The sequence below is a fragment of the Massilia forsythiae genome, from assembly GCF_012849555.1.
Taxonomy (GTDB): domain Bacteria; phylum Pseudomonadota; class Gammaproteobacteria; order Burkholderiales; family Burkholderiaceae_D; genus Telluria; species Telluria forsythiae.
In genome coordinates this window covers 5864429-5889688 of sequence record NZ_CP051685.1, presented here as the reverse complement: position 1 = coordinate 5889688, position 25260 = coordinate 5864429, and the positions used below count along the sequence as shown (strand labels likewise).

The window sequence follows — 25260 nt, the reverse complement described above, 5'->3', positions numbered from 1 at the left end:
TTACCCGGTTTTTAGGCCGTTCGTGGCAGCCAGGTGCCGCTCCAGCGCCGCGATGACGGCCTCGTCATTGGGATGGACGGCCACCGCGCGCAGGCGCGCTGCCGGCACCAGGTGCACCGCCTGCGTCTCCCAGCCCATGGCGGCCGGATCGCCGCCGATGCGGCGCGCCAGGTAGTAGCGGGTATACGTTTGGGTGCGGCGCACGTCGACCAGGAAGGCGTCGATGCGCACCTGCAGGCCGGATTCCTCGAAGGTTTCGCGGATCGCCGCGCAGGCCAGGCCGGCGCCGGGATCGACGCGCCCCTTGGGAAAGGTGGCGGCATAGCCGCCGAAGGCATTGCTGGGCGCGACCAGCCACACGCGGCCGTCGTCCTCGAGCACCACGGCGCCGGCCGCCGCCGCGGTGCCCGGCGGCTGCGCGAACGGCGGTTCGTCCAGCGCGAGGCCGCCGGCCAGCGCGCCCCAGCCGGCGCCGCAGGTAGGCGCGGCAGGCCACGGCGCCACGGCGATGCCGTTCAGGCAAGGCGGCATCGCGCCGCCCGGGACGACGGTGGCGATGGCGCCGGGGTCGCGCCAGTGCGGCAACGGCGTCGGCATGCTCGGCCGGTGCAGGCGCACCGGCCGGCCGTCGTCGTCGGGGAAGGGGTGGAAGGTGTGCATGGATCGGGCCTCGGGTATGCTCAAGCTGCATTCTGCACCAACCGGCCCCTGTCGGTTCGGGCGCCGCTCCGGTATCATGCGGGGATGAATCAGATTTCTTTCTCCCCGTTCGTGATCGGCGTCGCCGGCGGCAGCGGCAGCGGCAAGTCGACGGTGACCCAGCAGGTGCTGGCCTCCTTCGGCGCCGAGATGGTCTCGGTCGTGATGCAGGACGATTACTACCGCGACCAGTCCGACCTGACCCCGGAAGTGCGCCGCAAGCAGAACTACGACCACCCGCAGGCCTTCGACTGGCCGCTGCTGGTGGAGCACGTGCAGGCCCTGCGCAACGGCGACACCATCGCCATGCCGGAATACGACTTCACCATCGACAACCGCTCCGACAAGACGATTCCGGTCAAGCCGGCCCCGGTTATCGTGATCGAAGGCTTGTTCGCCCTGTACGACGCCGACCTGCGCAAGATGATGTCGCTGAAGATCTTCGTCGACACCGCGCCCGACGTGCGTTTCATCCGCCGCATGCAGCGCGACATCAGGGAGCGCGGCCGCTCGATGGAGAGCATCGTCGCCCAGTACCTGGAAACGGTGCGCCCGATGCACAAGCAATTCATCGAGCCGACCAAGCGCCACGCCGACGTCATCCTGCCGCATGGCGCCAACGGTCCGGCGGTGGATGTCATCACCACCAAGGTGGCGAGCGTGATCGGCAAGCTGAAGCGGAATTGAGCCGGTTGCCCCTCCCTTATCACCCCATGCAAGGCGGCAGCGGCGCCCCGTAGTCCGTGTAATGTCCTTCGTCGGGGCCGCCATCCACTCCGCGCCGCAGGCGGTCCAGCTCGTCCAGGATATCGTTGAAGCGCCCGATCCAGCGCGCGCCGGCCTCGGTCGGCGCCATGCGCCCGGCGCCGCGCACGAACAGCGCCTGTCCCAGGTCCGCTTCCAGCCGGGCGATGCCCTGGCTGACCGCCGGCTGCGATAGGGCGCTGGCATGCGCCACCTTGGGCATGCGGCCCATGTCCGCCAGCAGCACCGCCAGGCGCAGGCGGCGCTCGCTGAACAGCGCCTCGACCCCGGCCACCGGCCCGCTGCGCAGGCGCGAGCGCAGCGCCTGGCGATGCACCGCGTGCAGGATGGCGGCGATGCGGCGCGCATGGGCCAGCACCCGTTCGCCGCTGCGCGTCAGGCGCATGCCGTGCGCGCCGCGTTCGAACAGCTCGGCCGCCAGCATGCGTTCCAGGCCGGCGACGGTGCGCGTCACGGTGGAAGGGTCGCGCACCAGCACGCTGCCGGCGCTGCGCACGCCGCCGCGTTCGGCCACGGCCTGGAAGGCGTGCAGGTGGCGCAGCGTGTCGGGCGTCATGGCCGGAAGGCGCTCATTCGGCCCAATACAGGCGCGTCGGGTTGTCGACCAGGATCTGCCGCAGCACCGCTTCGTCGCTGGTGAACGCGTACAGCAGGTCGACCAGTTCGCCGTCGTTCGGCATGTCCTTGCTGATGTTCGGGTGCGGCCAGTCGGTGCCCCACAGCAGGCGCTCGGGCGCGGTGGCGATCAGGGCCCGGGCGAACGGCACCGCATCCAGGAACGGGCGCTTGCCGGCCGAGACGCGTTCGGCGCCGCAGATCTTGACCCAGGCCAGCGGGTTCTCGCGCATCAGTTGCAGCAGCAGCTGGAACGGGCGCTGCTCCAGGCCCTGCTCGGCGCGCACGCGGCCCATGTGGTCGATCACGAAGGGCACCGTGATCCGGCGCAGCAGGTCCTGCTGCTCGGGGATGTCCTCGGCGTCGAAGTGCAGCACGATGTGCCAGCCGAGCGGCTTGATGCGCTCGACCAGGCGTTCGACCACGGCCACGTCCGGCACGCCGCCCAGGTGCTTGACGAAGTTGAAGCGGATGGCGCGGATGCCGCCGGCGTGCAGCGCGGCCAGCTCGGCGTCACCGATATCGGGATCGACGTTGGCCACGCCGCGGTAGGCGCCGTCGCTGGACGCGATCGCATCCAGCGTGACGCGGTTATCGGTGCCGTGGCAGCTGGCGTGCACGATCACGGCGCGCGATACGCCCAGGCGACGGTGCAATGCGCGCAGGGCTTCCTTGGGCGCGTCCGGCGGGGTGTAGCTGCGGTCGGCGGCGTACGGGAACACGGCGGCCGGGCCGAACACGTGGCAGTGGGCGTCGCAGGCGCCGGGCGGCAGCTGGTGGATGGGCTTGACCGGATGCGGGTCGGGAGGCAGGCAAGATTTCATGGCGGTTCCTGTGGAGATGGCGCTGTTGCTGGCGATCGCTTGGGCGGGCAGTCTGGATGTGCTGCACCGGTCAGCGGATTGTGCCGATGGCGCCAGGCCGATACAATGCCGATACCTCACTAGCTCCTATGCGTTTTCCGCATAACCGGAATCGACCACCGCCATGAACCTCGACCAGCTCGAAGCCTTCGTCCACGTCGCCGAACTCAGCAGTTTTACGCGGGCGTCGGCCATCCTCGGCCGCACCCAGCCGGCCCTGAGCCGCCTGGTGCGCCAGCTGGAAGTGGATTTGCGCCAGAACCTGTTGCGCCGCAACGGCCGCGGCGTGGTGCTGACCGAGGCCGGCAAGGTGCTGCTGGAGCACAGCAAGGGCATCCTGCACCAGGTCGAGGCGGCGCAGAACGCGCTGAAGAATTTGCAGGGCACGCTCGACGGCCACGTGCGCATCGGCCTGGCGCCGAGCGTGGCCCGGTTCGCGACGATGGCGCTGGTGCGCGGCTTCCAGACCCAGTTCCCGCAGGCGAACATCACGGTGTCGGAAGGCTTGTCGAGCTACCTGGCCGAGTGGCTGGCGATGGGGCGCATCGACGCCGCGGTGCTGTACGACACCGGCGAGACGCCGCTGGTCGACAAGCGCCTGCTGTTCAGCGAAGAGATGTTCTTGATCAGCAAACCGGATGCGCCGGCCCCGGCCACCATCACGCTGGCCGAGCTGGCGCGCTATCCCCTGATCATTCCGGGGCGCCTGCACGCGATCCGCACGCTGGTCGAGATGCACGCGGCCGAGCGTGGCGTGCAGCTGAACATCGCGCTCGAGATCGACGCCGTGCCGCCGCTGCTCGACCTGGTCGACGAGGGCTACGGCCACGCGGTGCTGCCGCTGAACGCGATCCTGGCCGACCCGCGCCAGCGGCGCTTCCGCTGCACGCGCATCGCCGATCCGGCCATCCGCAGCCGCGTGGCGATCGCCACCAGCAACCAGCATCCGCTGTCGCGCCTGGCCAACCGCGCGGTGGCCATGCTGGAAAGCGAGATCATGCCGCTGTACGCCGCGCGCCAGCAGAACATCGACGCCTACCTGGCGTGAGCAGCGGCGGCCACCGGTCAGAAGGTGTGGCGGATGCCGAGCGCGTAGCTGTTGCCGCTGGCGCGCCCCTGCACGCGGTCGTACAGATACGTGACATAGACGTCGGTGCGGCGCGACAGGAACAGGTCGTAGCCGAGGGCGCCGGTATTGCGCGCGGTCTGCGCCAGCGCCGGCCGCTCGACGGTCGTGCGCGCCACCGATGCCAGGACCGATCCGCCCTGGGTCACCGGCACCGACGTGCCGAGCTGCCAGGTGCGCGAGGCGATGTCGGTGACGGCATTCTCGGTGCGCTGCGCCGAGGCGTACAGCTTGGCCCAGCCGGCGTCGTAGGCGGCGCCGGCCAGCCAGGCTTGCTGGCCGGTCGACGGCGCCACCGCCGCGGTGCGCACGCGCTGCGCCGACAGCACCGCGCTCCAGTGGCCTTGCACGTAGCGCAGGTGCACGCCGGCGTTGTTGACGCCGGCGTTGCCGGCCACTTCGCCGGGCGCGTACAGGACCGTGGCGTTCAGGCCGGCCACGGTCGGCGACACGTACTGGACCACGTTGTTCCATACCGTGTCGCCGATCACCACCCCGCCGAAGGTCGACACGTAGCTCTGCAGCACCAGCGGCGAGAACACCACCGAGGCGCCGAACGGGTTCACCATCTGCATCGACACGTAGTAGGGCGAGGTGTGGCGGCCGACGGTCAGCTGGCCGAAGCCGCCGGAAAAGCCGACCCAGGCGCTGCGCGAAAAGCCGCCCGGATCGCTGGGGCTGCGGCCGGCGCCGCCGGTGTCGGGCTGGAAGAACTGTTCGAGCTGGAAGATGGCGCGGGTGCCGCCGCCCAGGTCTTCGCCGCCGCGGATGCCCCACCACGAGGTGGTCAGGCCGCCCGAGCCGACCACGGTCGCGCGCTCGACGTTGTCGCTGCGCTTGATGCTGCCGGCGTAGCTGCCGACCAGGCCGTAGATCTGGAGATTGTCGGCGGCGGCCGCCTCGACGGCGCACAGGCCGAGGCATGCGCCGGCAAGGGCGCGCCACAGGGCGGGGCGGACGAAACGGCGGGCAAGGGAAGGGCCTGCGGCCCGGTGCGGGAGGCTGCTCATGGTGTCTCCAGGAGGTGGATATGGCGGACTCTGCGGCCCGCGCGGAAAGGGATGCGGCGGTGGCGGCCCGGCAGCATGTACCGGGCGCCGGGCGCCGGGGGTGGCGGCTCAGGCCTGTTTCTTGTCCAGCACGCGCTGCAGCTGTTCCATGTCGAGCGCCTTTTCCCATTTCGAGATGACGATCGTGGCCACCGCGTTGCCGATCAGGTTGGTCGGGGTCAGGCCTTCGGACAGCAGGCGGTGCACGCCCAGGATCAGCGCCACGCTCGCCACCGGAATCGTGCCGACCGTCGACAGCGTGGCCGCCAGCACCACGAAGGCGGCGCCGGCCACGCCGGCTGCGCCCTTGGAGGTCAGCAGCAGCACGCTCAGCAGCACGATCTGCTGGGTCAGGTCGAGCGGCGTGTTGGTGGCCTGGGCCAGGAACACGGTCACGCTGGCCAGGTACAGGCAGGTGCCGTCCAGGTTGAACGAGTAGCCGGTCGGGATGATCAGGCCGACCACGCTCGGCTTGCAGCCGAGCTGCTCCATCTTGGTCAGCATGCGCGGCAGCACGCTTTCCGAGGACGTCGTGGCCAGGCACACCAGGATTTCCTCGCGCAGGTAGCGCATCAGCTTGAACAGGCTGAAGCCGCTCAGGCGCGCGATCGGGCCGAGGATGCCGAAGATGAAGATCAGGCAGGTCACGTAGAAGCACACCAGCAGGTTGCCCAGCGAGAGCAGGGCGCCGGCGCCGTACTTGCCGACCGTGAAGGCGATGGCGCCGAACGCGCCGATCGGCGCCGCCCACATGACGATGGCGACCATGCCGAAGAAGACCTTGGCGAAGCCGTCCATCACCTCGATGATCGGCTTGCCGACGCTGCCCAGGCGCGCCAGCACGCAGCCGAACAGCACCGAGATCAGGAGCACCTGCAGGATGTTGCCCTCGGCCAGCGAGCCGACCATGGTGTTCGGGATGATGTTCATCAGGAACGGGATGATGCCGCTCTCGTGGCCTTGCGCCACGTAGCGGCTGACCGAGGCGGCGTCCAGGTTGGAGGCGTCGACGTTCATGCCGGCGCCCGGCTGCCACAGGTTGACCACGACCAGGCCGACCACCAGCGCGATGGTGGTCATCACCTCGAAATAGATGAGGCCCTTGACGGCGACGCGGCCGACGCGCGACATGTCGTCCATCTTGGCGATGCCCAGCACCACGGTGCAGAAGATGATCGGCGCGATCAGCATGCGGATCAGCTTGATGAAGCCGTCGCCCAGCGGCTGCAGTTTGGTGCCGAGGTCGGGGAAATAATGGCCGATCAGGATGCCCAGCGCCATCGCGATCAAGACCTGGATCCATAACTGCTTGTACCAGCGGCGTGCCGCCGGCGGTGCGGACGCGGCGGCGCCAGTCGTGCTGCTCAACATGCTTGTCTCCTGTGGTTGTCGTGGCCCGGGCGCATCGTGTAGAGCTTCGCGCCGGGCAATTGGTTGACGCATTCTGTCACAGCATCGAAAACATACAATGCCAATACCGGACTAGCTGATATGCGTGTTCCGTATAGCGGACCACCGGAAAAGCATCGAGTCCATTCTTTTGGAATGATCTCGCCGGCCTGTATCGCATGCCGATCTGGCTGAAACTTTCTCAGGCTGGCCAGCGCAACGGCGGTCGTTTGACCCAGGACAGGGCGGATTGCGGACATCCTGGCATATGCAATCGGCATACATTAGTGTGCATGCTGGCGCCGGCAATCCATTCCACCTGCATGTCGCAAGCCGGGCCCACCACAGGGAGCATTGTCATGAGCATCAGCATGGGCACCAGGGAAATCCAGGAAGCGCTGGCCCGCGTCGGGCTCGATCCGGGTCCGATCGACGGTATCTGGGGCCGCAGGACGGTGGCGGCGGTCAAGCTGTTCCAGGGCCGCGAAGGGCTGGTGGTGGATGGCATCGTCGGGCCGGAAACGGCGGCGCACCTGCAGGGCGCGGGCATCCCGGCGCCGGCGGCGCGGCCGGGCGCCCCGGCACTGTCCTTACCGCTGCCATGGATGGAAGAAGCGGTGCGTCTCGTGCGGACCCGCGAATTCCTGGGCGCGGCCAGTAATCCGGTCATCCTCGACTGGGCCAGCCTGCTTGACCTGCCCTACAACGGCGACGACATTCCCTGGTGCGGCTTGTTCGTCGGGCACTGCGTCTCCAGCACCTTGCCCGAGCAGGTTCTGCCGAACGGGCTGTTGCGTGCGCGCTCCTGGGGCCGCTTCGGTAGCCGGGTCACGCCGCGCGAAGGTGCGGTGATGGTCTTCACGCACGGCGGCGAGCAGTCGGGCAACGGGCACGTCGGGTTCCACGCCGGCGAGCAGGGCAACGCCTACCGTATCCTCGGCGGCAACCAGGACAACAAGGTGTGCTACATCCTGATCCACAAGGACCGGCTGCTGGAGGCGCGCTGGCCGGACACGGCGATGTCGCTCTATGCCCAGGCGCCGGCGGCTGGCGCGCCCGGCGCGCCTACATCTGCCGGAACAGGTGCGCGAACAGCGGGCTGACGCGCAGCCGTTCCGGCCGCCCGCGCAGCGCCAGCGTCAGCTTGCCCATGTCGTCGCGGCTGGCACTGGCCACGTGGCGCAGGTTGACGATGCTGCCGCGGCTGACCTGGCAGAAGCGGTTGCCGTCCAGTTGCGGCAGCAGTTCCTTCAGCGGCAGGCGGATCAGGGCGTCGCCCTCGGCGGTGGCGACGTTGACGTACTTGTCGAGCGCCTGGAAGAACAGCACGTCCTCGACCCGGATCATGCGTACCACGTTGCCGACGGCGGCGCGGATGATATCCAGGCCTGCGCCGGCGCGTGCATCCGGATCGCCGGGCGGCGCGGCGGGCGGCAGGGCGGGCGGCAGCAGCGCGCGCATCTGCTCGACCAGGCGCGCCAGGCCGCGGTCCGGCGCGGCGGCCGCCGTCCCGTCGTGCGCCGCGGCGGCGTCGGCGTCCGCAGCGGCGTACGCAGCAGTGGAAACATCGGCGGCCAGGCGCCGCTGCACCCGCTCGACCGTGCGCGCCAGGCGCGCCGCGCTCACGGGCTTGAGGACGTAATCCAGCGCCGCGCTGTCGAAGGCCTGCACCGCGTAGTCGTCGTAGGCGGTGACGAACACCACCTGCGGGAACGGCGCCGGCCCGTCCCAGCGTTCCAGCAAGTCCTCGACCGCCTCGATGCCGCTGCGGCCGGGCATCTTGATGTCCAGGAACAGCGCATCCGGACGCAGCGCCAGCGCCTGCTCGACCGCGGCGATGCCGTTCGGCGCCTGCGCCACGACCTGCACGCCGGGCCACAGGCCGCGCAGCGTCGCCGCCAGCACCTCCGCCAGCACCGGCTCGTCCTCGGCGATCAGGATGCGCGCGCTCATGCGTCCTCCAGCGGCAGGGTCAGGCGCGCCACGGCGCCGCACGGCAGCCCGTCGCGCACGCCGGGTTCGAGCACCAGGGCGGCGCGCCCGCCGTACAGCGCGCGCAGGCGCTCGCGCGTGGTCGCCAGGCCGATGCCGCCGTTGCCGACTGCGCTGCCGTTATCGCCGGCGCTGCCGGCGTCACTGTCGGCCGGCGTGCGACCGGCATCGAGGCCGAGGCCGTCGTCGCGCACCACGATCTCCAGCATGCCGCCGTGCGCTGCGGCCTCGACGCTCACCGTGCCGCCGTCCACGTGCGGCTCCAGGCCGTGCAGGATGGCGTTTTCCACCAGCGGCTGCAGCAGCATGGCCGGCAGGCGCGCCGTGCGCAGCGCCTGCGGCAGGCGGCAGCGGCAGGCCAGGCGCGGCCCCATGCGCACCGCCATCAGGCCCAGGTAGGCTTCGATGGCGCCGAATTCCTCGGCCAGGGTGGTGTTCTCGGCGCGGGTGGCGCCGAGGGTGGCGCGCAGGTACTGGATCAGCTGGTCGAGCATGCGGCCGGCGCGCGCCGGGTCGAGCGCGATCAGTCCCTGCAGGTTGGCCAGGGTGTTGAACAGCATGTGCGGCTCGATCTGCGCCTGCAGCAGGCGCAGCTGGGCCTGGGCCGCCTGGCGTTCGACGGCCTCGGCGCGCGCCCGCGCCTCGGCGCGCTCGGCCTGGATGCGCTGCATGCGTTCGCGGTTCAGGATGATCAGGAAAGTGGCGCTGATGCCGAGCAGGGTGAACACGATCATGCGCAGCTGCGGCGCGTTCGGGTACGCCGCCAGGCTGACCGGGCCGTTGCCCAGGATCGCGCTGCCGAGCACGATGCCGGTGTAGTGGGACAGCGGCGCGCTCAGCACCACCAGCGCCACCAGCGGCAGCGCGCGCGGGGCGCGCCGCGCCGGGTCGCCCAGCAGGCGCAGGCGCGCGCCGTCGATGACGGTCACCGCCACCAGGCCGATGCAGATCGAGTACACCAGTTGCGGATACAGCTCCGCCGGCCGCCCGTCCACCAGCGTGATCAGCACCGCGGCCCAGGCGCTGAGCACCACGCTCATGCCGAGGTCGTCGAGGAAGCGCTTCAGGCGCGGCGTCCCGGCGGCGCACGCGGCAGACTCGGAAGCGGGCGGCGATGCAAGTGGCGATGCGGGGGTGGAAGCGAGGGTGCTCATGGCGGACTCCGCTGGGGATGGAATACGCCACATTCTGCCCAGCGCGGCGCGGCGCGGCAAGGCGCCGGCGACGAAAGCGGGCAGGGACGGCGCCAAACCGCGCCGCGGGGGTATGGAACGCGGCGGCGCGCCTTGCCTGGCCGCTCATCCGGGCGCTCATCCCGGCCATCATCCGGGCGATAATCGCCCATCGCTACCGCACAGGACCGCATCATGGAATTCCAGTTTCTCGGCACCTCCGCCGGCACCCCTACCCGACGCCGCAACGTCAGCGCGCTGGCGCTGCGCAGCGAGGGCGCGCGCCACTGGGCGCTGGTCGATTGCGGCGAGGGCACCCAGCACCGCATCCTGCGCACGCCGTGGTCGCTCAACGACTTGCGCGCGGTCTTCGTCACGCACCTGCACGGCGACCATTGCTATGGCCTGCCGGGGCTGCTGGCCAGCGCCGCCATGATGAACCGCACTGCGCCGCTGGTGCTGGCCGGGCCGGCGCCGCTGCGCGCTTTCCTGGAGGGCGTGATGGCGACCACCGGGCTGGGCTTGCCGTATGCGCTCGACTTCGTCGAGGTGGGCGGGACGGCCGCCTCGGCCTTGCCCGACCACGTGATGCCGGATCTCGCCGTCGCCGCCACCGCCCTGTCGCACCGGGTGCCCTCGTTCGGCTACACGTTTACCGAGCGCCGGCTCGAGCGCAAGCTGGACCCGGCCCGGCTGCAGGCCGCCGGCGTGGCGCGCGGCGCGGCGTGGGGGCGGCTGCAGCGCGGCGAGGACGTGGTCTTGCCGGACGGACGGCCGGTGCGCGCCGACGATGTGCTGGCGCCGCCGCGCAAGGCCAGGCGCGTGATCGTCGCCGGCGACAACGACCGCCCCGAACTGTTGCTGGAGGAGGCGCGCAGCGCCGAGGTGCTGGTGCACGAAGCCACCTACACCGACGAGGTGCTGTGCAGGATCGGCCCGGGACCGCAGCACAGCTCGGCCAGGATGACGGCCGCCGCCGCCGCGGCGGCCGGGGTGCCGAACCTGGTGCTGACCCATTTCAGTCCGCGCTACCAGCAGCACGGCGCGCTCGCCATGGCCGATCTCGAGGAGGAGGCGCGCGCGGCCTACGGCGGGCGGCTGTTCCTGGCCAACGATTTCGACCGCTTCCAGCTGGACCGCGACGGCGTCCTGCATCGGCTGGAGGACGATGCCGGCAAGGCCGGCCCCGCGCCGGCCGGGGCGCAGGCGCAGCGCTAGCGCCGGTATCCCTACGCCGGACCCGGCGCCGCTGTTGCCGCTGTTGCCGCCGCAATGGCGGCATGGCGCGCCGCCAGCTGCTTTTCCAGCGCCGCGTCGCGGCCGTAGATGTCGGCGGCGAAGCGCGGCTTGCCGTCGGCGCCGACGCCGGCGGTGGCATAGAAGATCACCACCGGCACCGGCGCGGCCAGGTCGACGTGGCGGGTCGGCCCCGGCTGCAGCGCGCGCCCGACGGCGGCGGCGTCCCACTGGCCCTGGCGGGCCAGCACGTACTGCGCCAGCGCGGCCGGATCCTCGACCCGGATGCAGCCGTGCGACAGGTCGCGCCGGCTGCGCCGGAACAGTTCGGGCGCCGGAGTCGAGTGCAGGTAGATGTCCATTGGATTCGGCATCGCGAACTTGACCGCGCCCAGCGCGTTCTTCGGCCCCGGGCGCTGGCGCACGCGCGCGCGGCCCGCCTTCAGGTCGGCCATGCCGGCGCCCGCCGGCACCGTCTCCATGCCGTTCTGCGCCAGGTAGTCCGGATTGCGCGCGAGCCTGGGCAGGATGTCCTTTTCCAGGATGCTGCGCGGGACGTTCCAGTAGGGGTTGAACTCGAGGTAGCGCATCTGGCCGACGAACAATGGGGTTTCCGTCTTGAGCGCGCTGCCGATCACCACGCGCATGTCCAGCGCCGCCGGCATGTTCCCCGCCGCGCCGCCCTGCGGCTGCGCCCACAGGCGGTAGGCCGGCAGGTCGACCATGACCAGCGGACCGGCGCCGAAGTCCGGCAGCCAGCGCAGGCGCTCCAGCGTCAGCGCCAGCTGGCGCGCGCGCCGCGCCGGCGGCACGTTCAGCGCATCGACGGTGGCGCGGCCCAGCATGCCGTCCGGTTCCAGTCCGTGACGGGCCTGGAAACGGCGCACGCCCTGCGCCAGTCGGGCGCCGTAGGTGCCCTCGGGTGCGGACGGCGCGGCGGCCGGCAGGTCGCCCAGCGCGGCCAGGCGCTGCGCCAGCGCCGCCGCGCCGGCATAGGCGGCGCCGGGCGCCAGCCTGGCGGACGGTTTCGGCAGCGCGGCCCAGGGCTGCCCGGCCAGCGCGCGGTAGCCCGCCAGCGCCGCCTTGACCTGGCCGTACTGCGGCAGCCGCGGTTCGGCCGCCTGCACCGCGGCCTGCAGCCGGCCGGCGGCGAGTCCGGCGCGCAGCCGTTCGACCGGGTCGTAGCCCTTCAGGCGTGCATCCTGCGGGCGCGCATGGTATTCGGAGCGCACGCGGCCGACGCGCAGGTCGGCCAGGTAGCGCAGCATCGATAGGGTAAGGGCGGCGTCGAAGCCGGCGCCGCCGGCCGCGCCCGCGCGCAGCTGGCGTTCCAGCGCGGCGGCGCCGTAGTCGAGCGGGTCCAGGCCCTGCAGCGCGGCGCGCCGCAGCACCCACAGGGCGGCTTCGGCGCTCGCGCCGTTCCAGGCGGGCGCGTACTTGCGCGGAGCGTAAAAACGTTCCAGCCAGCCGTGTTCGTCGTAGGGGCCGGCCGGCGCCGCGGGCGCGCCGGACGCTTGCGCGGCCAGCGTGCGGATGGCGGCGGGAACCGCTTGCGCGCGGGAGGAAACCGGGGCGAATGCGGCGGCGGCGCAGAACGCCAGCGCGGCGCCGATGTGGTGGCTGAGCTTCATCGGTGATTCCGGAGCGGGCTTCGTCAATCCTTGCCGGCCGCGGCGCGCACGCGCATGGGACTGTCCAGCAGGGCCGCGGTTTCCGCATCGGGTTCGCCGTCGATCCTGGCGGGGCGGTAGTGGGTCTGGAAGGCGGCCAGCACGTTGCGCGTTTCCTGGCTGGCCTGGCCGTCCTGCGGCACCACGTAGCCGAGCGCGGCCAGCCTGCGCTGGAACCAGAGCAGGTCGGGCAGGTCGGCGGCATATTCGATGCGCTTGCGCGCGGCGATGTCCGGGTCGGGCCAGGGCACGATGCCTTCCGCGGCCAGGCGCTGCCATGGAAACAGCGCGCCGGGATCCTGCTTGCGCTGCGGCGCGATGTCGGCGTGGCCCAGCACGTGTTCGGGCGCGATGTGGTGGCGCGCCATGATGTCCTTGACCAGCGGGATCAGGGTATCGATCTGCTTGTCCCGATACGGCGCCCAGCTGCGTCCCTTGGGTCCGTCGTTCCAGCCGGCATTCACGATCTCGATGCCGATCGACATGTTGTTCAGGTTGCGGTCGCCCTTCCAGCCCGAATCGCCGCCGGCCTGGTAGGCGGCCCGGCTTTCGTCGACGATGCCGTAGATGACCGGCCTGGGATCGTCGCTGAGCAGGTAATGGATGCTGGCCTCGACCCCGGCCTTGTGCGTGAAGATGCGGATCGATTGCGGCGTATCGGTGACGGTGTAGTGCAGGATCAGGTACTTGACGCGGCTGCGCTGGTCGGGCGTCGACAGCGAGCGGTCGATGCGCGGGCCGCTGCAGGCGGCCAGCACGGCCAGGACGAGTGCGCCCGCCGCCACGAGCCAGGCCAGCGCCTTGATCCAGGGCGCCCTCGTGGTCGGTGTGTTCAACGCGCGCCACCCTGGCGGCGGCCGCATTCGTGCATGGTAAAAAGCATGTTCCCGCAAGCGCTGCAAAGCCGCTAGTTTACCCGCTATCGGGAAAACCGGCAGCGCGCCACGCGCGCCGGTGCAACCTCTGCCTGCGGATCAATCGATGTACTTCAGCCCCGCCGCCTGCAGCGCGCCGCGCATGTCGTACATGTCCAGCCCCAGCACGCCGGAGGCCAGCCTGGCGCGCTTTTCGCCTTCCAGGTCTTCGCGCTTCCTGGCGGCGGCGGCCACGCGCGCGGCGTCCGCCGCCGGCACCACCACCACGCCGTCGTCATCGGCCACGACCGCGTCGCCCGGGTTGACCAGCGCGCCGGCGCAGACCACCGGAACGTTCACCGACCCCAGCGTCGCCTTGATCGTGCCCTTGGCGCTGACCGCGCGGCTCCACACCGGAAAGCCCATTTCCGTCAGCACGCGCACGTCGCGCACGCCGGCGTCGATCACCAGCGCGCGTGCGCCGCGCGCCATGAAGCTGGTGGCCAGCAAGTCGCCGAAGAAGCCGTCGGTGCATTCGGCGGTGAGCGCGGCCACGACGATGTCGCCGGGCTGGATCTGTTCGGCCGCCACGTGCAGCATCCAGTTGTCGCCCGGGTGCAGCAGCACCGTCACCGCCGTGCCGGCCACCTGGGCGCCGGCGTAGATCGGGCGCATGATGGGTTTCAGCAGGCCGACCCGGCCCATCGCCTCGTGCACGGTGGCGCTGCCGAACGTGGCCAACTGGTCGACCACGGCGGCGTCGGCGCGCGCGATGTTGCGCTTGACGACGCCGAGCTGGTTCATCGGGGGAGTGGTCATGGTCATTGTCCTTTTTGCGTGAGAACGGCATCCAGGCGCGCGAACACGCGCCGCGCATTGCCTTCGAAGATCTGGAAGCGCTCGGCATCGCTGATCGCGGCCGCCTCGATGTAGCGCCGGGTATCGTCGTAGTAGTGGCCGGTCTCCGGGTCGATGCCGCGCACCGCGCCGATCATCTCGGAGGCGAACAGCACGTTCTTCACCGGGATCACGTGGGTCAGCAAATCGATGCCGGGCTGGTGGTACACGCAGGTGTCGAAGAAGATGTTGTTCAGCAGGTGTTCCTGCAAGGGCGGCTTCTTCATTTCCTGGGCCAGGCCGCGGAAGCGTCCCCAGTGGTAGGGCACGGCGCCGCCGCCGTGGGGGATCAGGAACTTCAGCGTCGGGAAATCGGAGAACAGGTCGCTGGTCAGGCACTGCATGAAGGCGGTGGTGTCGGCGTTCAGGTAGTGCGCGCCGGTGGTGTGGAAGCACGGGTTGCAACTGGTCGAGACGTGGATCATCGCCGGGATGTCGTACTCCACCATTTTTTCGTAGATCGGGTACCAGTAGCGATCGGACAGCGGCGGCGCGGTCCAGTGCCCGCCCGACGGGTCCGGGTTGAGGTTGATGCCGACCATGCCGTATTCCTTGATGCAGCGTTCCAGCTCGGGGATGCAGGTGCGCGGGTCGACGCCGGGCGACTGCGGCAGCATGGCGGCGCCGATGAAGTTGTCCGGGAACAGCCGGGACACGCGGTAGCACAGCTCGTTGCAGATCGCCGCCCAGGTGGCGCTGGTCTGGAAGTTGCCGATGTGGTGTGCCATGAAGCTGGCGCGCGGCGAAAAGATCGTCAGGTCCGAGCCGCGCTCCTTCATCAGGCGCAGCTGGTTGCCTTCGATCGATTCGCGCAGTTCGTCGTCGCCGATGCGCAGGTCGGACGGCTTCGGGCCGCGCTCCGGCGTGGCCAGGTTGGCGACCTGCGCGTTGCGCCAGTCTTCCAGCGCCCTGGGGGCGGTGGTGTAGTGGCCGTGGCAATCGATGACCAGCGGCTTGCGCGCCGGGGCTGTCTGCTTATTGTCCATGCTGTTCTCCTGTCCGGATTTGTTCGGGTAGATAGACCTCGCCGCGCATGATCGGGCGCGCGGTGCGCAGCAGGGCGGCGCGGGTCACGCGTTGCGGGTCGGCGGCGTCGAGGCCGAGCGCCACGCTGAATTCGCCGGTCGGGTGCTCGACCGAGACGGTCTTGTCCAGGCCGGGCGCCACCCGGGCGAGGCCGGCGGTCACGGAACCTTCCAGCACGCAGGCGGTGGCCACCGTCACCGCCGCCAGCACGCCGATCGCCTCGTGGCACACGTGCGGGATGAAGCAGCGGGTGGCGACGGCGCCGCCTGCGCGCGGCGCCGCCACCAGGCACATCTTCGGGTAGCTCTTGGAGGCCACGTCGCCCAGGCCCATCAGCGGGCCGCAGGCCAGGCGCAGCGCTTCCAGGCGCGCGCGCAGCGCTTCGTTCGCGTTCAGTTCGGCCACCGTCTCGTCGCCGCCGGCGCCCAGGTCGGCGGCGCGCACCAGCACCATCGGCATGCCGTTGTCGATCAGGGTGGCGTCGATGGCGAAGGGCTCGATGCCGGGGGCGTCCACGGCCACGCGGTCGAGCACGCGGCCGCTGGGCAGCAGCCCGGGGCAGACCGAGCCGGCCGTGTCCAGGAAGGCGATGCCGATCGGCGCCGCCGTGCCGGGCACGCCGTCGATGCGCGCATCGCCCGTATAGGCCAGGCGCCCGCCGGGCGTCTGTACCGTCACGTCGCACTGCATGCCGGTGTTCAGGGTCAGCACGCGCGCGCAGGTGGTGCCGTCCTGGATCGGCAGCAGGCCGCGCTCCAGCGCGAACGGCAGCACCGCGGCCAGCATGTTGCCGCAGTTCGGCGTGACGTCCACCGTGTCGCGGTCGGGCTGCAGCTGGGCGAACAGGAAGTCGAGGTCGACGCCGGGCGTGCCGCTCCTGCGCACGATGCCGGCCTTGCTGGTCAAGGGATGGGCGCCGCCCAGGCCGTCGATCTGGCGCGGGTCGGGCGAGCCCATGGCGGCCAGCAGCACGCGGTCGCGCAGCGCCGGGTCGGCGGGCAGGTCGGATTCGAGGAAGAACGGGCCGCGCGAAGTGCCGCCGCGCATCAGGATGCAGGGGATGGCGGCCAGGTCGCGCTGCGGCGCCGGGCCGGGCGCGGCTGCCTGCTGGTGTTCGATATTCATGGGGAAGCCTCGTGCTCGGAAGGCCCCAGTATCGGCCGCGCGCGACGCGCAGTGGTTGCTTTGTGGGCCGTGCTTTGTTCTAATCTGCTTATCGACCGACCATTTCGAGATGCCCATGCCGCTCCTCAGCCTGCGCCACCTGCACGCCTTTTGCGCCGTCGCCGCGGCCGGCGGCATCCGCCGCTCGGCCGACAGCCTGTACCGCGCCTCGTCGGCGGTGGCGCGCTCGGTGGCGGCGCTGGAAGAGGGCCTGGACGTGCCGCTGTTCGAGCGCAAGGGGCGCGGCATGCTGCTCACCGCGGCCGGCGAACTGGTGCGCCTGCGCGCCGACCGCATCGAGGCCGAGCTGCGCGGCGTGCGCGACGACGCCGTGCGCCTGCGCGAGCGCGCGCTGGACAAGGCGGGCAACGCCGCGGGCGCCAAGGTGGCCGGCAAGGTCGGCGGCATCGAGGCGCTGCTCAACGAGCGCCGCCTGCAGGCCGCGGCGCTGCTGGCCGAGATGCACTACATGCCGGGCGTGGCGCACGCGCTCGGCACCTCGCAGTCGGCGGTGAGCCAGGCGGTGGCGCGCCTGGAAGCCATGCTGGGCCAGCCGCTGTTCTTGCGCACCGCGCACGGCATGCTGCCGACCGACGCCGGGCGGCGCTGGATCGCCGCGTTCGAGCGCGCGCTGGCCGAGCTGCGCCACATCCCCGAGGACATCGCCGCGCTGGCCGGCGTGGTGCAGGGCGTGGTGACGATCGGCGCGCTGCCGCTGGCGCGCTCGCAACTGCTGCCGACGGCGATCGCGGCGGCGCTGCGCAGGCATCCGCGCCTGCGCGTGCGTTCGCTGGAAAGCCCGTACGACGAACTCGGCGCCGGCCTGCTGAGCGGGCGCATCGACTTCATCGTCGGCGCGCTGCGCAGCCCGGCCGGCGACGCCTTCGAATCGCGCGCGCTGCTGCGCGACGACGCAGCGCTGGTGGCGCGCGCCGGCCACCCGCTGGCCGGCAAGGCGCGCTTGAGGATGGCGCAGCTGGCCGGCTACCCGTGGGTGCTGGGCCGCGCCGGCACCCCGCTGCGCGAATCGATCGAGCAGTTCTACCGCGGGCGCGGGGCCGAGCCGCCGCTGCCGGCGGTGGAGACCGGCGACCTGGCGCTGCTGCGCGGCTTGCTGCTGGAAAGCGACATGCTGACCGTGCTGTCGGCGCACCAGCTGCACCACGAGGTGCGCACCGGCCAGCTGATCGTGCTGCCGTTCGCCATGCCCGGCCTGGCGCGCGCGATCGGCGTCACCACGCGCCGCGGCGCCCACCTGTCGCCCGGCGCGCGCGCGCTGCTGGCCGAGATCGAGCACGCCGCCGCCGCCTTCGTCTGAAGCGCGCCGCAGCCGCCGCGCCGGCCGCGGCGCAGAATCGCCGATAAGCAGAATGCAACGCTGGCGCAGCCGAAAGCAATACAGGCCGCCGAGCCGAAACGTACACTGGGACTCCAGTGGCCCCCCTTCCCATTCCAAATATAAGCACGGGGGCAGCCGCGACGCGACGGCAACGTCGACCACACGATTCGTATTCGAACTGGAGACATAATGAATACAGCACACACGCTGGATGTGCGCCAGCACATCAACGGCCGCCGCATGTCCGCTTACCAGTGGCTGCTTCTGTTCCTCTGCTTCCTGATCGTCACCACCGACGGCATGGACGTGGCCATCATGGGCTTCCTGGCGCCGAACATCACCAAGGAATGGGGCATCTCCAAGGCGGCCTTCGGCCTGGTGATGAGCGCCGCGCCGCTCGGCCTGGCCATCGGCGCGCTGCTGATCGGGCCGCTGTCCGACCGCTACGGCCGCAAGCGCCTGCTGATGGTGGCGGTGGCCTGGTTCGGCGCCTGCAGCATCCTGTGCGCGCTGGCGCAGGACGTGATGCAGCTGTCGCTGCTGCGCTTCCTGACCGGCCTCGGGCTGGGCGCGGCGATGCCCAACACCACGACGCTGCTGTCCGAATACGTGCCGGAAAAGTCGCGCGGCACGCTGCTGGCGATCATGTTCACCGGTTTCAACCTGGGCTCGGCGCTGGTCGGCTTCGGCGCCGCGGCGCTGCTGCCGCATTACGGCTGGCGCACGGTGCTGGTGGCCGGCGGCGCCATTCCGCTGGCCTGCCTGCCGTTCTACCTGTGGCTGGTGCCGGAATCGGTGCGCTTCATGGTGGTCAACGGGTATCCGGCCGAGCGCATCGCGCGCACGCTGCGCCGCGTGGTCGGCGCCGATGCCGCCGCCGGCATCGATGGAAACACGCGCTTCACCGTCAGCGAGCAGAAGGTGGCCAGCAAGGCCAAGGCCGCCACGCTGCTGACCCTGGCCTTCCGCGGCGTCACGCTGTCGCTGTGGGCCACCTATTTCATGGGCCTGCTGGTGATCTACCTGCTGTCCGGCTGGCTGCCCACGCTGATCAAGGATGCCGGCCTGCCGATCGAGCGCGCCGCCACCATCACGGCGATGTTCCAGCTGGGCGGCACGGTCGGCGCGCTGTTCGTCGGCTGGCTGATGGACCGCTCCACCCCGAACCGCGTGATCGCCTCGACCTACGTCGCCGGCGCCGCCTTCATCCTGCTGCTGGCGTCCAGCAGCGTGGAAGCGGCCCTGTTTCCGGTGTTCGTGCTGCTGGCGGGCTTCTGCATGAGCGGCGCCCAGACCGGCCTGAACGCCTTCGCGCCGTCGTGCTATCCGACCGCGGTGCGCGCCACCGGCGTCAGCTGGATGCAGGGCATCGGCCGCTTCGGCAGCATCTTCGGTTCCTTCGCCGGCGGTGTGTTGCTCAGCATGGGCTGGGGCTTCAGCGCGATCCTGGCGATCCTGGCGATTCCCGCCACCATCGCCGCGCTGTCGATCGTGTTCACCCGCTTCGCGCCGCGCACCGCCGCCGCCTGAAGCACGGCATAACTTTTCAGGAAAACCATCATGGCCAACATCATCGGCGCCATCGCCTCATCGCATACCCCGACCATCGGCTTCGCCCTGGACGCCAACAAGCAGCACGACGCCGTGTGGGCGCCGATCTTCGCCGCCTACGAACCGGTGCGCCGCTGGCTGGCCGAGAAAAAGCCGGACGTGCTGCTGGTGGTCTACAACGACCACGTCACCTCGTTCTTCTTCGACCATTACTCGGCCTTCGCGCTCGGCATCGGCGCGCAGTGGCGCGTGGCCGACGAGGGCGGCGGCGCGCGCGACCTGCCGCCGGTGGACGGGCACGCCGCGCTGGCGCGCCACATCGGCGAATCGCTGATGGCCGACGAATTCGACATGGCCTTTTTCCAGGATAAAGGGCTCGACCACGGCTGCTTCTCGCCCTTGTCGATCATGTGGCCGCAGGCCGAGGGCACGTGGCCGGGTGCGATCGTGCCGCTGCAATGCGGGGTGCTGCAATTCCCGGTGCCCTCGGCGCGCCGCTGCTTCAAGCTGGGGCAGGCGCTGCGGCGCGCCATCGACAGCTATCCGGACGACCTGGACGTCGCCATCGTCGCCACCGGCGGCCTGTCGCACCAGGTGCACGGCGAACGCTGCGGCTTCAACAACACCGCCTGGGACCGGCAATTCCTCGACCTGTTCGAGAACGACCCCGAGGTGCTGCTGAACATGACGCAGGCCGATTTCGCGCGCCTGGGCGGCTGGGAAAGCGCGGAAATCGTCATGTGGCTGGTGATGCGCGGCGCCATGCCGGCCAAGGTGGACTGCGTGCACCGCGAATACTACCTGCCGTCGATGACCGGCATCGCGGTGGCGCTGTACGAACCGGCGGCGGCGCCCGATCCGGCGCTGGCCACGCGCGCCAACGCGGCGCAGCGCGCCCACATCGCGCACCAGACCGCGGGCGCCGAGGACCTGCCCGGCACCTACCCGTTCACCCTGCAGCGCAGCGTGGAAGGCTACCGCATCAACCGCTACCTGCACCAGCTGGTCCGCCCGGACTTCCGCGCGCGCTTCCTGGCCGATCCGGAAGCCACGTACGACGAAGCCGCATTGACGCCGGCCGAGCGCGACATGGTCACGCGGCGCGACTGGCAGGCGCTGATCCGCTACGGCGTGATCTTCTTCCTGCTGGAGAAGCTGGGCGCGGTGGTCGGCGTCTCCAACCTGCACATCTACGCGGCCATGCGCGGCGAGTCTCTCGAGGACTTCCAGAAGACGCGCAACACGCGCGCCATGTACTCGGTGGCCGGCAAGGATGCGGCCGGCGCGGCCGGCTGGAACCGCGCCGACGCCGGCCCGCAGTCCTGACCGCGGGCGGCGCTTGGCGCCGCCGCGCACGCACCCATGCAGGCGCACCGTCCCGGCCGGGGCGGCGCCTGCGCACGACCAAAAAAGATAAACGGTTTCCAAAAACACCGGAGGAGCACATGAAGAAGATCGCCATCGCCGCCGCCATCGCGGCCTGCACCGTCCCAGGGATGCAGGCCCGGGCCCAGACCGCGGTACAAATCTACGGCATCGTCGATGCCGCCGTCGAGCACTACACCAACGCCGACGCGGCCGGCCACAGCCGCACCTGGATGCCCAGCCTGGGCGGCGGCATGTTCCCGTCGCGCCTCGGCTTCAAGGGCAGCGAATACCTGGGCGGTGGCCTGAAGGCGATCTTCACGCTGGAAAACGGCATCCAGCTCGATACCGGCGCCAACGGCCAGAACCGCCTGTTCGGACGCCAGGCCTGGGTCGGCCTGGCCGGCGACTGGGGCCAGGTCACGCTGGGCCGCAACTACAACATGATCTACAACTCGATGCCCGAGTTCGACCTGTCCGGGCCATCCCAATACGGCCTCGGCTCGCTGGACCCGGCGATCCCGAACGGGCGCACCGACAATTCGATCGCCTACAAGGGCAGCTTCAAGGGCGTGACCGTGGGCGCCACCTACAGCCTGGGACGCGACGTGTCGAACGCCGGCGGCCCGGCCGGCACCAACTGCGCCGGCGAGAACGCCGCCGATGCCCAGGCTTGCCGCGAATGGTCGGCCATGCTGCGCTACGACGGCGCCGCCTGGGGCGCGGTCGGCGCCTACGACCGCAAGCGCGGCGGCGCCGGCGCCGCGGCCGGACTCACGGCCAGCACCCTGAGCGACAGCCGCGCGCATGGCGGCGTATATGCCCGGTTCGGCGCCTGGAAGGTGTCCGGCGGCGCCGTGGTGCGCGACAACGAAGGCGCGCCGGCCGCGCCGCGCAGCAATCTGTACTACCTGAGCGCCGCATACAAGCTGACGCCGGCACTGACCGTCGACGGCCAGCTGGCGCGCCTGGATTACCGCAACAGCGGCAACGACAGCAAACAGGCGCTGCTGCGCGCGATGTTCGACTTCTCGAAACGCACCACGGTGTACGTGGCCGGCGGGCGCATCGACAACGGCGGCAGCGCCGCCGTCACCATCACCGCCGGCGGCTCGGTCGGTGCGGGCCTGGCGCAGAACGCGCTGCTGGCAGGGATCAAGCACGGTTTCTGAGTTCTCGTGGTCGCCGGCGCTGCCGGCACCGGCTTCGATACCGTTTCAGCCAGCCTCACTCCAGCCGCTCGTGATGGTCGGCCACGCCGCGCTTCCAGTAGGCCGACACCCGGGTCAGCTCGCGCGGCACGCCTTTTTCGTCCAGCACCCGGCGCACGCGCGCCATCGCCTGCGCCTCGCCGCCGCCCCAGGCGAAGCCGTGGCCCGGCGGCAGGTCCAGCGCGCGCAGCGCGGCTTCGAGCGCATCGGCGCTGTCCACCCAGGTCAACTCCACCGCGGCGGCGCCGGGCAGCGCGCGCCGGTCGGCCGCGTCCACCAGCGCGATCACGAAGGCGCGCTGCCCGGCCGGCAGTTCTTCCAGGCGGCGCGCGATGGCGGGCAGGGCGGTGCTGTCGCCCACCAGCAGGTGCCAGTCGAGTTCGGGCGGCACGATCATCGAGCCGCGCGGCCCGCCGACCAGGGCGTGCTGGCCCACTACCGCGCTGCGCGCCCAGTCGGATGCCGCGCCGTCGCCGTGCAGCGCGAATTCCAGCGTCAGCGTGCGCGCCGCGCGGTCGAAGCGGCGCGGCGTGTAGTCGCGCCGCACAGTTTCGCTGCCATCCACGCCGTCCAGCATCAGCTTGACGTGGTCGTCGAAGGAAAGCGAGGTGAAGTCCGCCAGCGCCTCGCCTTGGAAGGTGAGGGCGACGAACCCCGGCCCCAGCGGCGCGACCTCGACGATTTCCAGTTCGCGCAGCTTGAGTTCGTGGCGCACGCGCCGGACGGCAGGTGCGGGAGCGGCTTGGTTCTGGCTTGCATCGTTCATAATGGTGTCCTCGTTTGTATCGCGCTTTAGTTGACAATGTCACCCATTATCCAAAAACAAGTTGATCAAGTCAACGAAAATTCCGGTCGCCGGGTGTCGGGGGCGCAGGAGGTGCTGGAAACCATCCACGCCATCATGCACCTGGTCCGTTCCCGGCAGCACCGCAGCCTGCGCGCGGCCCAGCACGACCTGGCCCACATGGACGTCAAGGTGCTCGGTTATTTCGCGCGCCATCCCGGCGCCACCCAGAGCGACCTGGCCGCGCATTCCGGGCGTGACAAGGCCCAGCTGACGCGCCTGGTACGTGGCCTGCGCGAACGCGGCCTGCTGGACGCCGAGGCCGACGCCAGCGATCGCCGCAGCACGCGCCTGCGCCTGAGCGAGGCCGGCCGCGCTTTGCACGCGGCATTGCACGTCGACGACGGCCGCCTGGCCGAGGCGGCAATGGAAGGCATGGGGGACAGCGAACGCGCCGCGCTGCAGGCGCTGCTGGACCGGGTGCGCGCCAACCTGGAAGCCGGTCAGGACTGAGCGGCGGCGATGCGCCTCTTCGTCCGCAGCCTGTTGATCGCGCTGGCGCTGATCGGCGCCGAAGCCGTGCTGCGTCCCTGGCTCGAGAACGCGCTGTACCTGGTGCGCTTGCAAGGCTTGCCGGCGCCTTCGGTGCTGCCGGTGCCCGTGGCCGGGGTCGAGCCGGCCGGCCTGCGCGACACCTGGGGCGGCGCGCGCAGCGAGGGCCGGCGCCACGAAGGCATCGACATCTTCGCCGCGCGCGGCACGCCGGTGCTGTCCAGCACCGAAGGCGTGGTGCTGCGGGTGGGCGGCAACCGCCTGGGCGGGCAAGCGGTGTGGGTGCTGGGGCCGGGCGGGCAGCGCCATTACTACGCGCACCTGGACCGCTACGGCGACGTCCATGCCGGCATGCGCGTGGCGCCGGGGCGGGTGCTGGGCTACGTCGGCAACACCGGCAATGCCGCCGCCACGCCGCCGCACCTGCACTACGGGATCTATACGGCGGACGGAGCGGTCAATCCGTATCCGTTCCTGCGTGCGCCGGCGCGGGCGGCTGCGCCGCCGAAGAGAGGGACGCGGCGCGCTACTGCTTCACGTTGATGAAGGGGACCGCCCCGCCGGATACGTTGGGCAGCTTGCCGTCCCACTTCTCGATCGCCAGGCGCTGGTTTTCCATCTCGCGCAGGCGGATCAGCTCGGGCGTCACCTGCTGGCGCTGGATCGCCAGCGACTCGGCCTCGGCGCGCGCCTGCGCCACGCGCTGCTTGGCCTCGACCTCGATGCGCTGCAGGTCGCGCTCGGCCTTCAGCTTGAGCTGCTCGGCGGTGGTCTTGGCTTCGATCGCATCGTTGAACGACTTGGAAAAGTTGAAGTTCACGATCGAGAACTCGTCCACCGCCACGCCGTGGCGCGCCAGCCGCTCGCGCAGCTGGGCCACGATCTGGTCGCGCACGTCGGTGCGCTTGGCCACCAGCTCCTCGGCGGTGAAGCGCGCGGTGACCGCCTTCACCGCTTCCTGCACGGCCGGCAGGATGATGCGCTGGCCCGGCTCGTTGCCCAGGTCGCGGTACACCGACACCGCGCCTTCCGGCAGCACGTGGTAGTTCAGCGCCACGCGCGTGTGCACGGTCTGCAGGTCGCGCGAGGCGGCGTCGCCTTCGCCTTCGCCCTTCTGGATCGAGACGTTGACCAGGTTGAGCCGTTGCGCCAGCGGCACGCGGAAGTGGATGCCTTCGCTGAGCACCTGCGCGCCGGGACTGCCGAAGGTCGTCATCACGCCGCGGTAGCCGGCCGGCACGGTGCCGAACGGCGCCAGCGCCCACAGCAGGATCAACGCCGCGACGACGGCGAGCGGCTTCAACGAAATCCGATTCATGTCGATGTCCTTTCCGGTTGGCCGCGCCCGGGATGGCAAACGGTTGCATTGCAAGATAGCATTTTTTGGGTGGTCGAAACCTCTCCGATTCTTGCATCCGGTCACACCCTATACAACCTGCGACATCTGTCGCATAAACGACTTGCAACGCCTGCGACACCTGTCGCATAATGGTGTCGTCCATACGGAGGCCACCATGGTGTTACCGGCAACGATTCCTTCCCCCACCGAACTGAGCCTGCTGAAAGCGCTCTGGCGCGACGCGCCGCTGAGCGCGCGCGCCCTGCACGAGCGCGTCGAGCAGGAACTCGGCTGGTCGTATTCTTCCACCCGCAAGACGCTGGAGCGCATGCTCGACAAGGGCATGGTGGCGCAGGAGAGCGCCGCCGGCATCCAGGTGTACCGCCCGCTGCTGGAAAAGGTCGGCACGCTGGCCGCGTTCGCACGCGACTTCGGCCAGCGCGTGATGGAGATGGAGGCGCCGCTGGCGGCCGCCATGTTCACCGGCAGCAAGCTGGTCGACGCCGACGAGCTGGCGCACCTGGACCGCCTGCTGCACGACTGGCCGGAAGACACGCCATGAGAGCGCCTCGCAAAAACCCTCGCAAGACGACCCGGCAACG

25 protein-coding genes are annotated in these 25260 nt (G+C 70.6%); 11 read left to right on the top strand and 14 right to left on the bottom strand.

Annotated elements, in window-relative coordinates; all coding sequences use genetic code 11:
- The gene (locus tag HH212_RS24685; RefSeq protein WP_170204890.1) at positions 1–660 is read right to left on the bottom strand and encodes an NUDIX hydrolase; all 660 of its coding nucleotides are present in this window, start codon (positions 658–660) and stop codon (positions 1–3) included.
- An 84-nt stretch (positions 661–744) separates the two neighbouring features.
- Here HH212_RS24685 and udk point away from each other — a divergent pair, with 84 nt between their 5' ends.
- Entirely contained in the window at positions 745–1386 is a 642-nt protein-coding gene (udk, locus tag HH212_RS24680) for a uridine kinase (RefSeq protein WP_170204889.1), read from the top strand.
- A gap of 19 nt (positions 1387–1405) precedes the next feature.
- Here udk and HH212_RS24675 read toward each other — a convergent pair whose 3' ends face one another.
- The gene (locus HH212_RS24675) at positions 1406–2020 is read right to left on the bottom strand and encodes a LysR family transcriptional regulator (protein ID WP_170204888.1); all 615 of its coding nucleotides are present in this window, start codon (positions 2018–2020) and stop codon (positions 1406–1408) included.
- Positions 2021–2033: 13 nt separating this feature from the next.
- Positions 2034–2903 (bottom strand): amidohydrolase family protein, encoded by an 870-nt coding sequence (locus HH212_RS24670; protein WP_170204887.1) that lies wholly within the window; start codon positions 2901–2903, stop codon positions 2034–2036.
- 163 nt (positions 2904–3066) lie between these two features.
- Here HH212_RS24670 and HH212_RS24665 point away from each other — a divergent pair, with 163 nt between their 5' ends.
- Complete coding sequence (locus HH212_RS24665) at positions 3067–3990, top strand: LysR family transcriptional regulator (RefSeq protein WP_170204886.1); 924 nt, start codon at positions 3067–3069, stop codon at positions 3988–3990.
- A gap of 17 nt (positions 3991–4007) precedes the next feature.
- Here the strand turns inward: HH212_RS24665 and HH212_RS24660 are convergent, their stop codons facing one another.
- Together HH212_RS24660 and dctA are read right to left on the bottom strand one after the other, a co-directional pair.
- Positions 4008–5078: a porin gene (locus HH212_RS24660; RefSeq protein ID WP_170204885.1), complete on the bottom strand. Its 1071-nt coding sequence runs from the start codon at positions 5076–5078 to the stop codon at positions 4008–4010.
- Positions 5079–5186: 108 nt separating this feature from the next.
- Positions 5187–6488: a C4-dicarboxylate transporter DctA gene (gene dctA, locus HH212_RS24655; RefSeq protein ID WP_170204884.1), complete on the bottom strand. Its 1302-nt coding sequence runs from the start codon at positions 6486–6488 to the stop codon at positions 5187–5189.
- 377 nt (positions 6489–6865) lie between these two features.
- Here dctA and HH212_RS24650 point away from each other — a divergent pair, with 377 nt between their 5' ends.
- A complete protein-coding gene (locus tag HH212_RS24650; RefSeq protein ID WP_211172415.1) occupies positions 6866–7609 on the top strand; it encodes an NlpC/P60 family protein in 744 nt (247 codons plus the stop codon).
- On the opposite strand, the gene HH212_RS24645 is transcribed toward HH212_RS24650, so the two are convergent.
- Positions 7572–8459: a LytR/AlgR family response regulator transcription factor gene (locus HH212_RS24645; protein ID WP_170204883.1), complete on the bottom strand. Its 888-nt coding sequence runs from the start codon at positions 8457–8459 to the stop codon at positions 7572–7574. The two genes, HH212_RS24650 and HH212_RS24645, sit on opposite strands and share 38 nt — an antisense overlap.
- Entirely contained in the window at positions 8456–9652 is a 1197-nt protein-coding gene (locus HH212_RS24640; protein WP_170204882.1) for a sensor histidine kinase, read from the bottom strand. The genes HH212_RS24645 and HH212_RS24640 overlap by 4 nt, the downstream gene beginning before the upstream one ends.
- A gap of 213 nt (positions 9653–9865) precedes the next feature.
- Here HH212_RS24640 and HH212_RS24635 point away from each other — a divergent pair, with 213 nt between their 5' ends.
- Positions 9866–10888, top strand: coding sequence for an MBL fold metallo-hydrolase (locus HH212_RS24635; RefSeq protein WP_170204881.1), 1023 nt, complete (start codon positions 9866–9868; stop codon positions 10886–10888).
- A gap of 11 nt (positions 10889–10899) precedes the next feature.
- On the opposite strand, the gene HH212_RS24630 is transcribed toward HH212_RS24635, so the two are convergent.
- The 5 genes from HH212_RS24630 to HH212_RS24610 form a co-directional block, all read right to left on the bottom strand.
- Complete coding sequence (locus HH212_RS24630) at positions 10900–12537, bottom strand: L,D-transpeptidase family protein (RefSeq protein ID WP_170204880.1); 1638 nt, start codon at positions 12535–12537, stop codon at positions 10900–10902.
- A gap of 23 nt (positions 12538–12560) precedes the next feature.
- On the bottom strand, positions 12561–13412 hold the full coding sequence (locus tag HH212_RS24625; RefSeq protein ID WP_229217450.1) for an N-acetylmuramoyl-L-alanine amidase: 852 nt from the start codon (positions 13410–13412) through the stop codon (positions 12561–12563).
- A gap of 138 nt (positions 13413–13550) precedes the next feature.
- Positions 13551–14234, bottom strand: a complete 684-nt coding sequence (gene ligK, locus HH212_RS24620; protein WP_170205678.1) for a 4-carboxy-4-hydroxy-2-oxoadipate aldolase/oxaloacetate decarboxylase — start codon at positions 14232–14234, stop codon at positions 13551–13553.
- A gap of 17 nt (positions 14235–14251) precedes the next feature.
- Positions 14252–15277, bottom strand: coding sequence for an amidohydrolase family protein (locus HH212_RS24615; protein WP_170205677.1), 1026 nt, complete (start codon positions 15275–15277; stop codon positions 14252–14254).
- A gap of 25 nt (positions 15278–15302) precedes the next feature.
- Positions 15303–16478, bottom strand: coding sequence for a 4-oxalomesaconate tautomerase (locus HH212_RS24610; RefSeq protein ID WP_170204878.1), 1176 nt, complete (start codon positions 16476–16478; stop codon positions 15303–15305).
- A gap of 115 nt (positions 16479–16593) precedes the next feature.
- Between HH212_RS24610 and HH212_RS24605 the strand changes: the two genes are divergently transcribed.
- The 4 genes from HH212_RS24605 to HH212_RS24590 all read left to right on the top strand — a co-directional run bounded on the left by HH212_RS24605 (position 16594) and on the right by HH212_RS24590 (position 21944).
- A complete protein-coding gene (locus HH212_RS24605; RefSeq protein ID WP_170204877.1) occupies positions 16594–17835 on the top strand; it encodes a LysR family transcriptional regulator in 1242 nt (413 codons plus the stop codon).
- 210 nt (positions 17836–18045) lie between these two features.
- On the top strand, positions 18046–19386 hold the full coding sequence (locus HH212_RS24600) for an MFS transporter (protein WP_170204876.1): 1341 nt from the start codon (positions 18046–18048) through the stop codon (positions 19384–19386).
- A gap of 30 nt (positions 19387–19416) precedes the next feature.
- Positions 19417–20733 (top strand): gallate dioxygenase, encoded by a 1317-nt coding sequence (locus HH212_RS24595; protein ID WP_170204875.1) that lies wholly within the window; start codon positions 19417–19419, stop codon positions 20731–20733.
- 119 nt (positions 20734–20852) lie between these two features.
- Positions 20853–21944 (top strand): porin, encoded by a 1092-nt coding sequence (locus HH212_RS24590; RefSeq protein WP_170204874.1) that lies wholly within the window; start codon positions 20853–20855, stop codon positions 21942–21944.
- A gap of 55 nt (positions 21945–21999) precedes the next feature.
- On the opposite strand, the gene HH212_RS24585 is transcribed toward HH212_RS24590, so the two are convergent.
- Complete coding sequence (locus tag HH212_RS24585) at positions 22000–22749, bottom strand: siderophore-interacting protein (RefSeq protein WP_170204873.1); 750 nt, start codon at positions 22747–22749, stop codon at positions 22000–22002.
- 111 nt (positions 22750–22860) lie between these two features.
- Between HH212_RS24585 and HH212_RS24580 the strand changes: the two genes are divergently transcribed.
- Both HH212_RS24580 and HH212_RS24575 read left to right on the top strand, forming a co-directional pair.
- Positions 22861–23280 carry a MarR family winged helix-turn-helix transcriptional regulator gene (locus HH212_RS24580; protein WP_229217449.1) on the top strand — a complete coding sequence of 140 codons (420 nt, stop codon included), beginning with the start codon at positions 22861–22863 and terminating at the stop codon, positions 23278–23280.
- Positions 23281–23289: 9 nt separating this feature from the next.
- On the top strand, positions 23290–23862 hold the full coding sequence (locus HH212_RS24575) for a M23 family metallopeptidase (RefSeq protein ID WP_170204871.1): 573 nt from the start codon (positions 23290–23292) through the stop codon (positions 23860–23862).
- Here the strand turns inward: HH212_RS24575 and HH212_RS24570 are convergent.
- The gene (locus HH212_RS24570; protein WP_170204870.1) at positions 23846–24637 is read right to left on the bottom strand and encodes a prohibitin family protein; all 792 of its coding nucleotides are present in this window, start codon (positions 24635–24637) and stop codon (positions 23846–23848) included. The two genes, HH212_RS24575 and HH212_RS24570, sit on opposite strands and share 17 nt — an antisense overlap.
- A gap of 196 nt (positions 24638–24833) precedes the next feature.
- Between HH212_RS24570 and HH212_RS24565 the strand changes: the two genes are divergently transcribed.
- Positions 24834–25220 (top strand): BlaI/MecI/CopY family transcriptional regulator, encoded by a 387-nt coding sequence (locus tag HH212_RS24565; RefSeq protein WP_170204869.1) that lies wholly within the window; start codon positions 24834–24836, stop codon positions 25218–25220.
- The last annotated feature ends 40 nt before the right edge of the window (positions 25221–25260 follow it).

Coding starts and splice junctions, on each gene's coding strand:
- HH212_RS24685 (WP_170204890.1), bottom strand. CDS start 660: ATGCACACCTTCCACCCCTTCCCCGACGACGACGGCCGGCCGGTGCGC.
- udk (WP_170204889.1), top strand. CDS start 745: ATGAATCAGATTTCTTTCTCCCCGTTCGTGATCGGCGTCGCCGGCGGC.
- HH212_RS24675 (WP_170204888.1), bottom strand. CDS start 2,020: ATGACGCCCGACACGCTGCGCCACCTGCACGCCTTCCAGGCCGTGGCC.
- HH212_RS24670 (WP_170204887.1), bottom strand. CDS start 2,903: ATGAAATCTTGCCTGCCTCCCGACCCGCATCCGGTCAAGCCCATCCAC.
- HH212_RS24665 (WP_170204886.1), top strand. CDS start 3,067: ATGAACCTCGACCAGCTCGAAGCCTTCGTCCACGTCGCCGAACTCAGC.
- HH212_RS24660 (WP_170204885.1), bottom strand. CDS start 5,078: ATGAGCAGCCTCCCGCACCGGGCCGCAGGCCCTTCCCTTGCCCGCCGT.
- dctA (WP_170204884.1), bottom strand. CDS start 6,488: ATGTTGAGCAGCACGACTGGCGCCGCCGCGTCCGCACCGCCGGCGGCA.
- HH212_RS24650 (WP_211172415.1), top strand. CDS start 6,866: ATGAGCATCAGCATGGGCACCAGGGAAATCCAGGAAGCGCTGGCCCGC.
- HH212_RS24645 (WP_170204883.1), bottom strand. CDS start 8,459: ATGAGCGCGCGCATCCTGATCGCCGAGGACGAGCCGGTGCTGGCGGAG.
- HH212_RS24640 (WP_170204882.1), bottom strand. CDS start 9,652: ATGAGCACCCTCGCTTCCACCCCCGCATCGCCACTTGCATCGCCGCCC.
- HH212_RS24635 (WP_170204881.1), top strand. CDS start 9,866: ATGGAATTCCAGTTTCTCGGCACCTCCGCCGGCACCCCTACCCGACGC.
- HH212_RS24630 (WP_170204880.1), bottom strand. CDS start 12,537: ATGAAGCTCAGCCACCACATCGGCGCCGCGCTGGCGTTCTGCGCCGCC.
- ligK (WP_170205678.1), bottom strand. CDS start 14,234: ATGAACCAGCTCGGCGTCGTCAAGCGCAACATCGCGCGCGCCGACGCC.
- HH212_RS24610 (WP_170204878.1), bottom strand. CDS start 16,478: ATGAATATCGAACACCAGCAGGCAGCCGCGCCCGGCCCGGCGCCGCAG.
- HH212_RS24605 (WP_170204877.1), top strand. CDS start 16,594: ATGCCGCTCCTCAGCCTGCGCCACCTGCACGCCTTTTGCGCCGTCGCC.
- HH212_RS24600 (WP_170204876.1), top strand. CDS start 18,046: ATGAATACAGCACACACGCTGGATGTGCGCCAGCACATCAACGGCCGC.
- HH212_RS24595 (WP_170204875.1), top strand. CDS start 19,417: ATGGCCAACATCATCGGCGCCATCGCCTCATCGCATACCCCGACCATC.
- HH212_RS24590 (WP_170204874.1), top strand. CDS start 20,853: ATGAAGAAGATCGCCATCGCCGCCGCCATCGCGGCCTGCACCGTCCCA.
- HH212_RS24585 (WP_170204873.1), bottom strand. CDS start 22,749: ATGAACGATGCAAGCCAGAACCAAGCCGCTCCCGCACCTGCCGTCCGG.
- HH212_RS24575 (WP_170204871.1), top strand. CDS start 23,290: ATGCGCCTCTTCGTCCGCAGCCTGTTGATCGCGCTGGCGCTGATCGGC.
- HH212_RS24570 (WP_170204870.1), bottom strand. CDS start 24,637: ATGAATCGGATTTCGTTGAAGCCGCTCGCCGTCGTCGCGGCGTTGATC.
- HH212_RS24565 (WP_170204869.1), top strand. CDS start 24,834: ATGGTGTTACCGGCAACGATTCCTTCCCCCACCGAACTGAGCCTGCTG.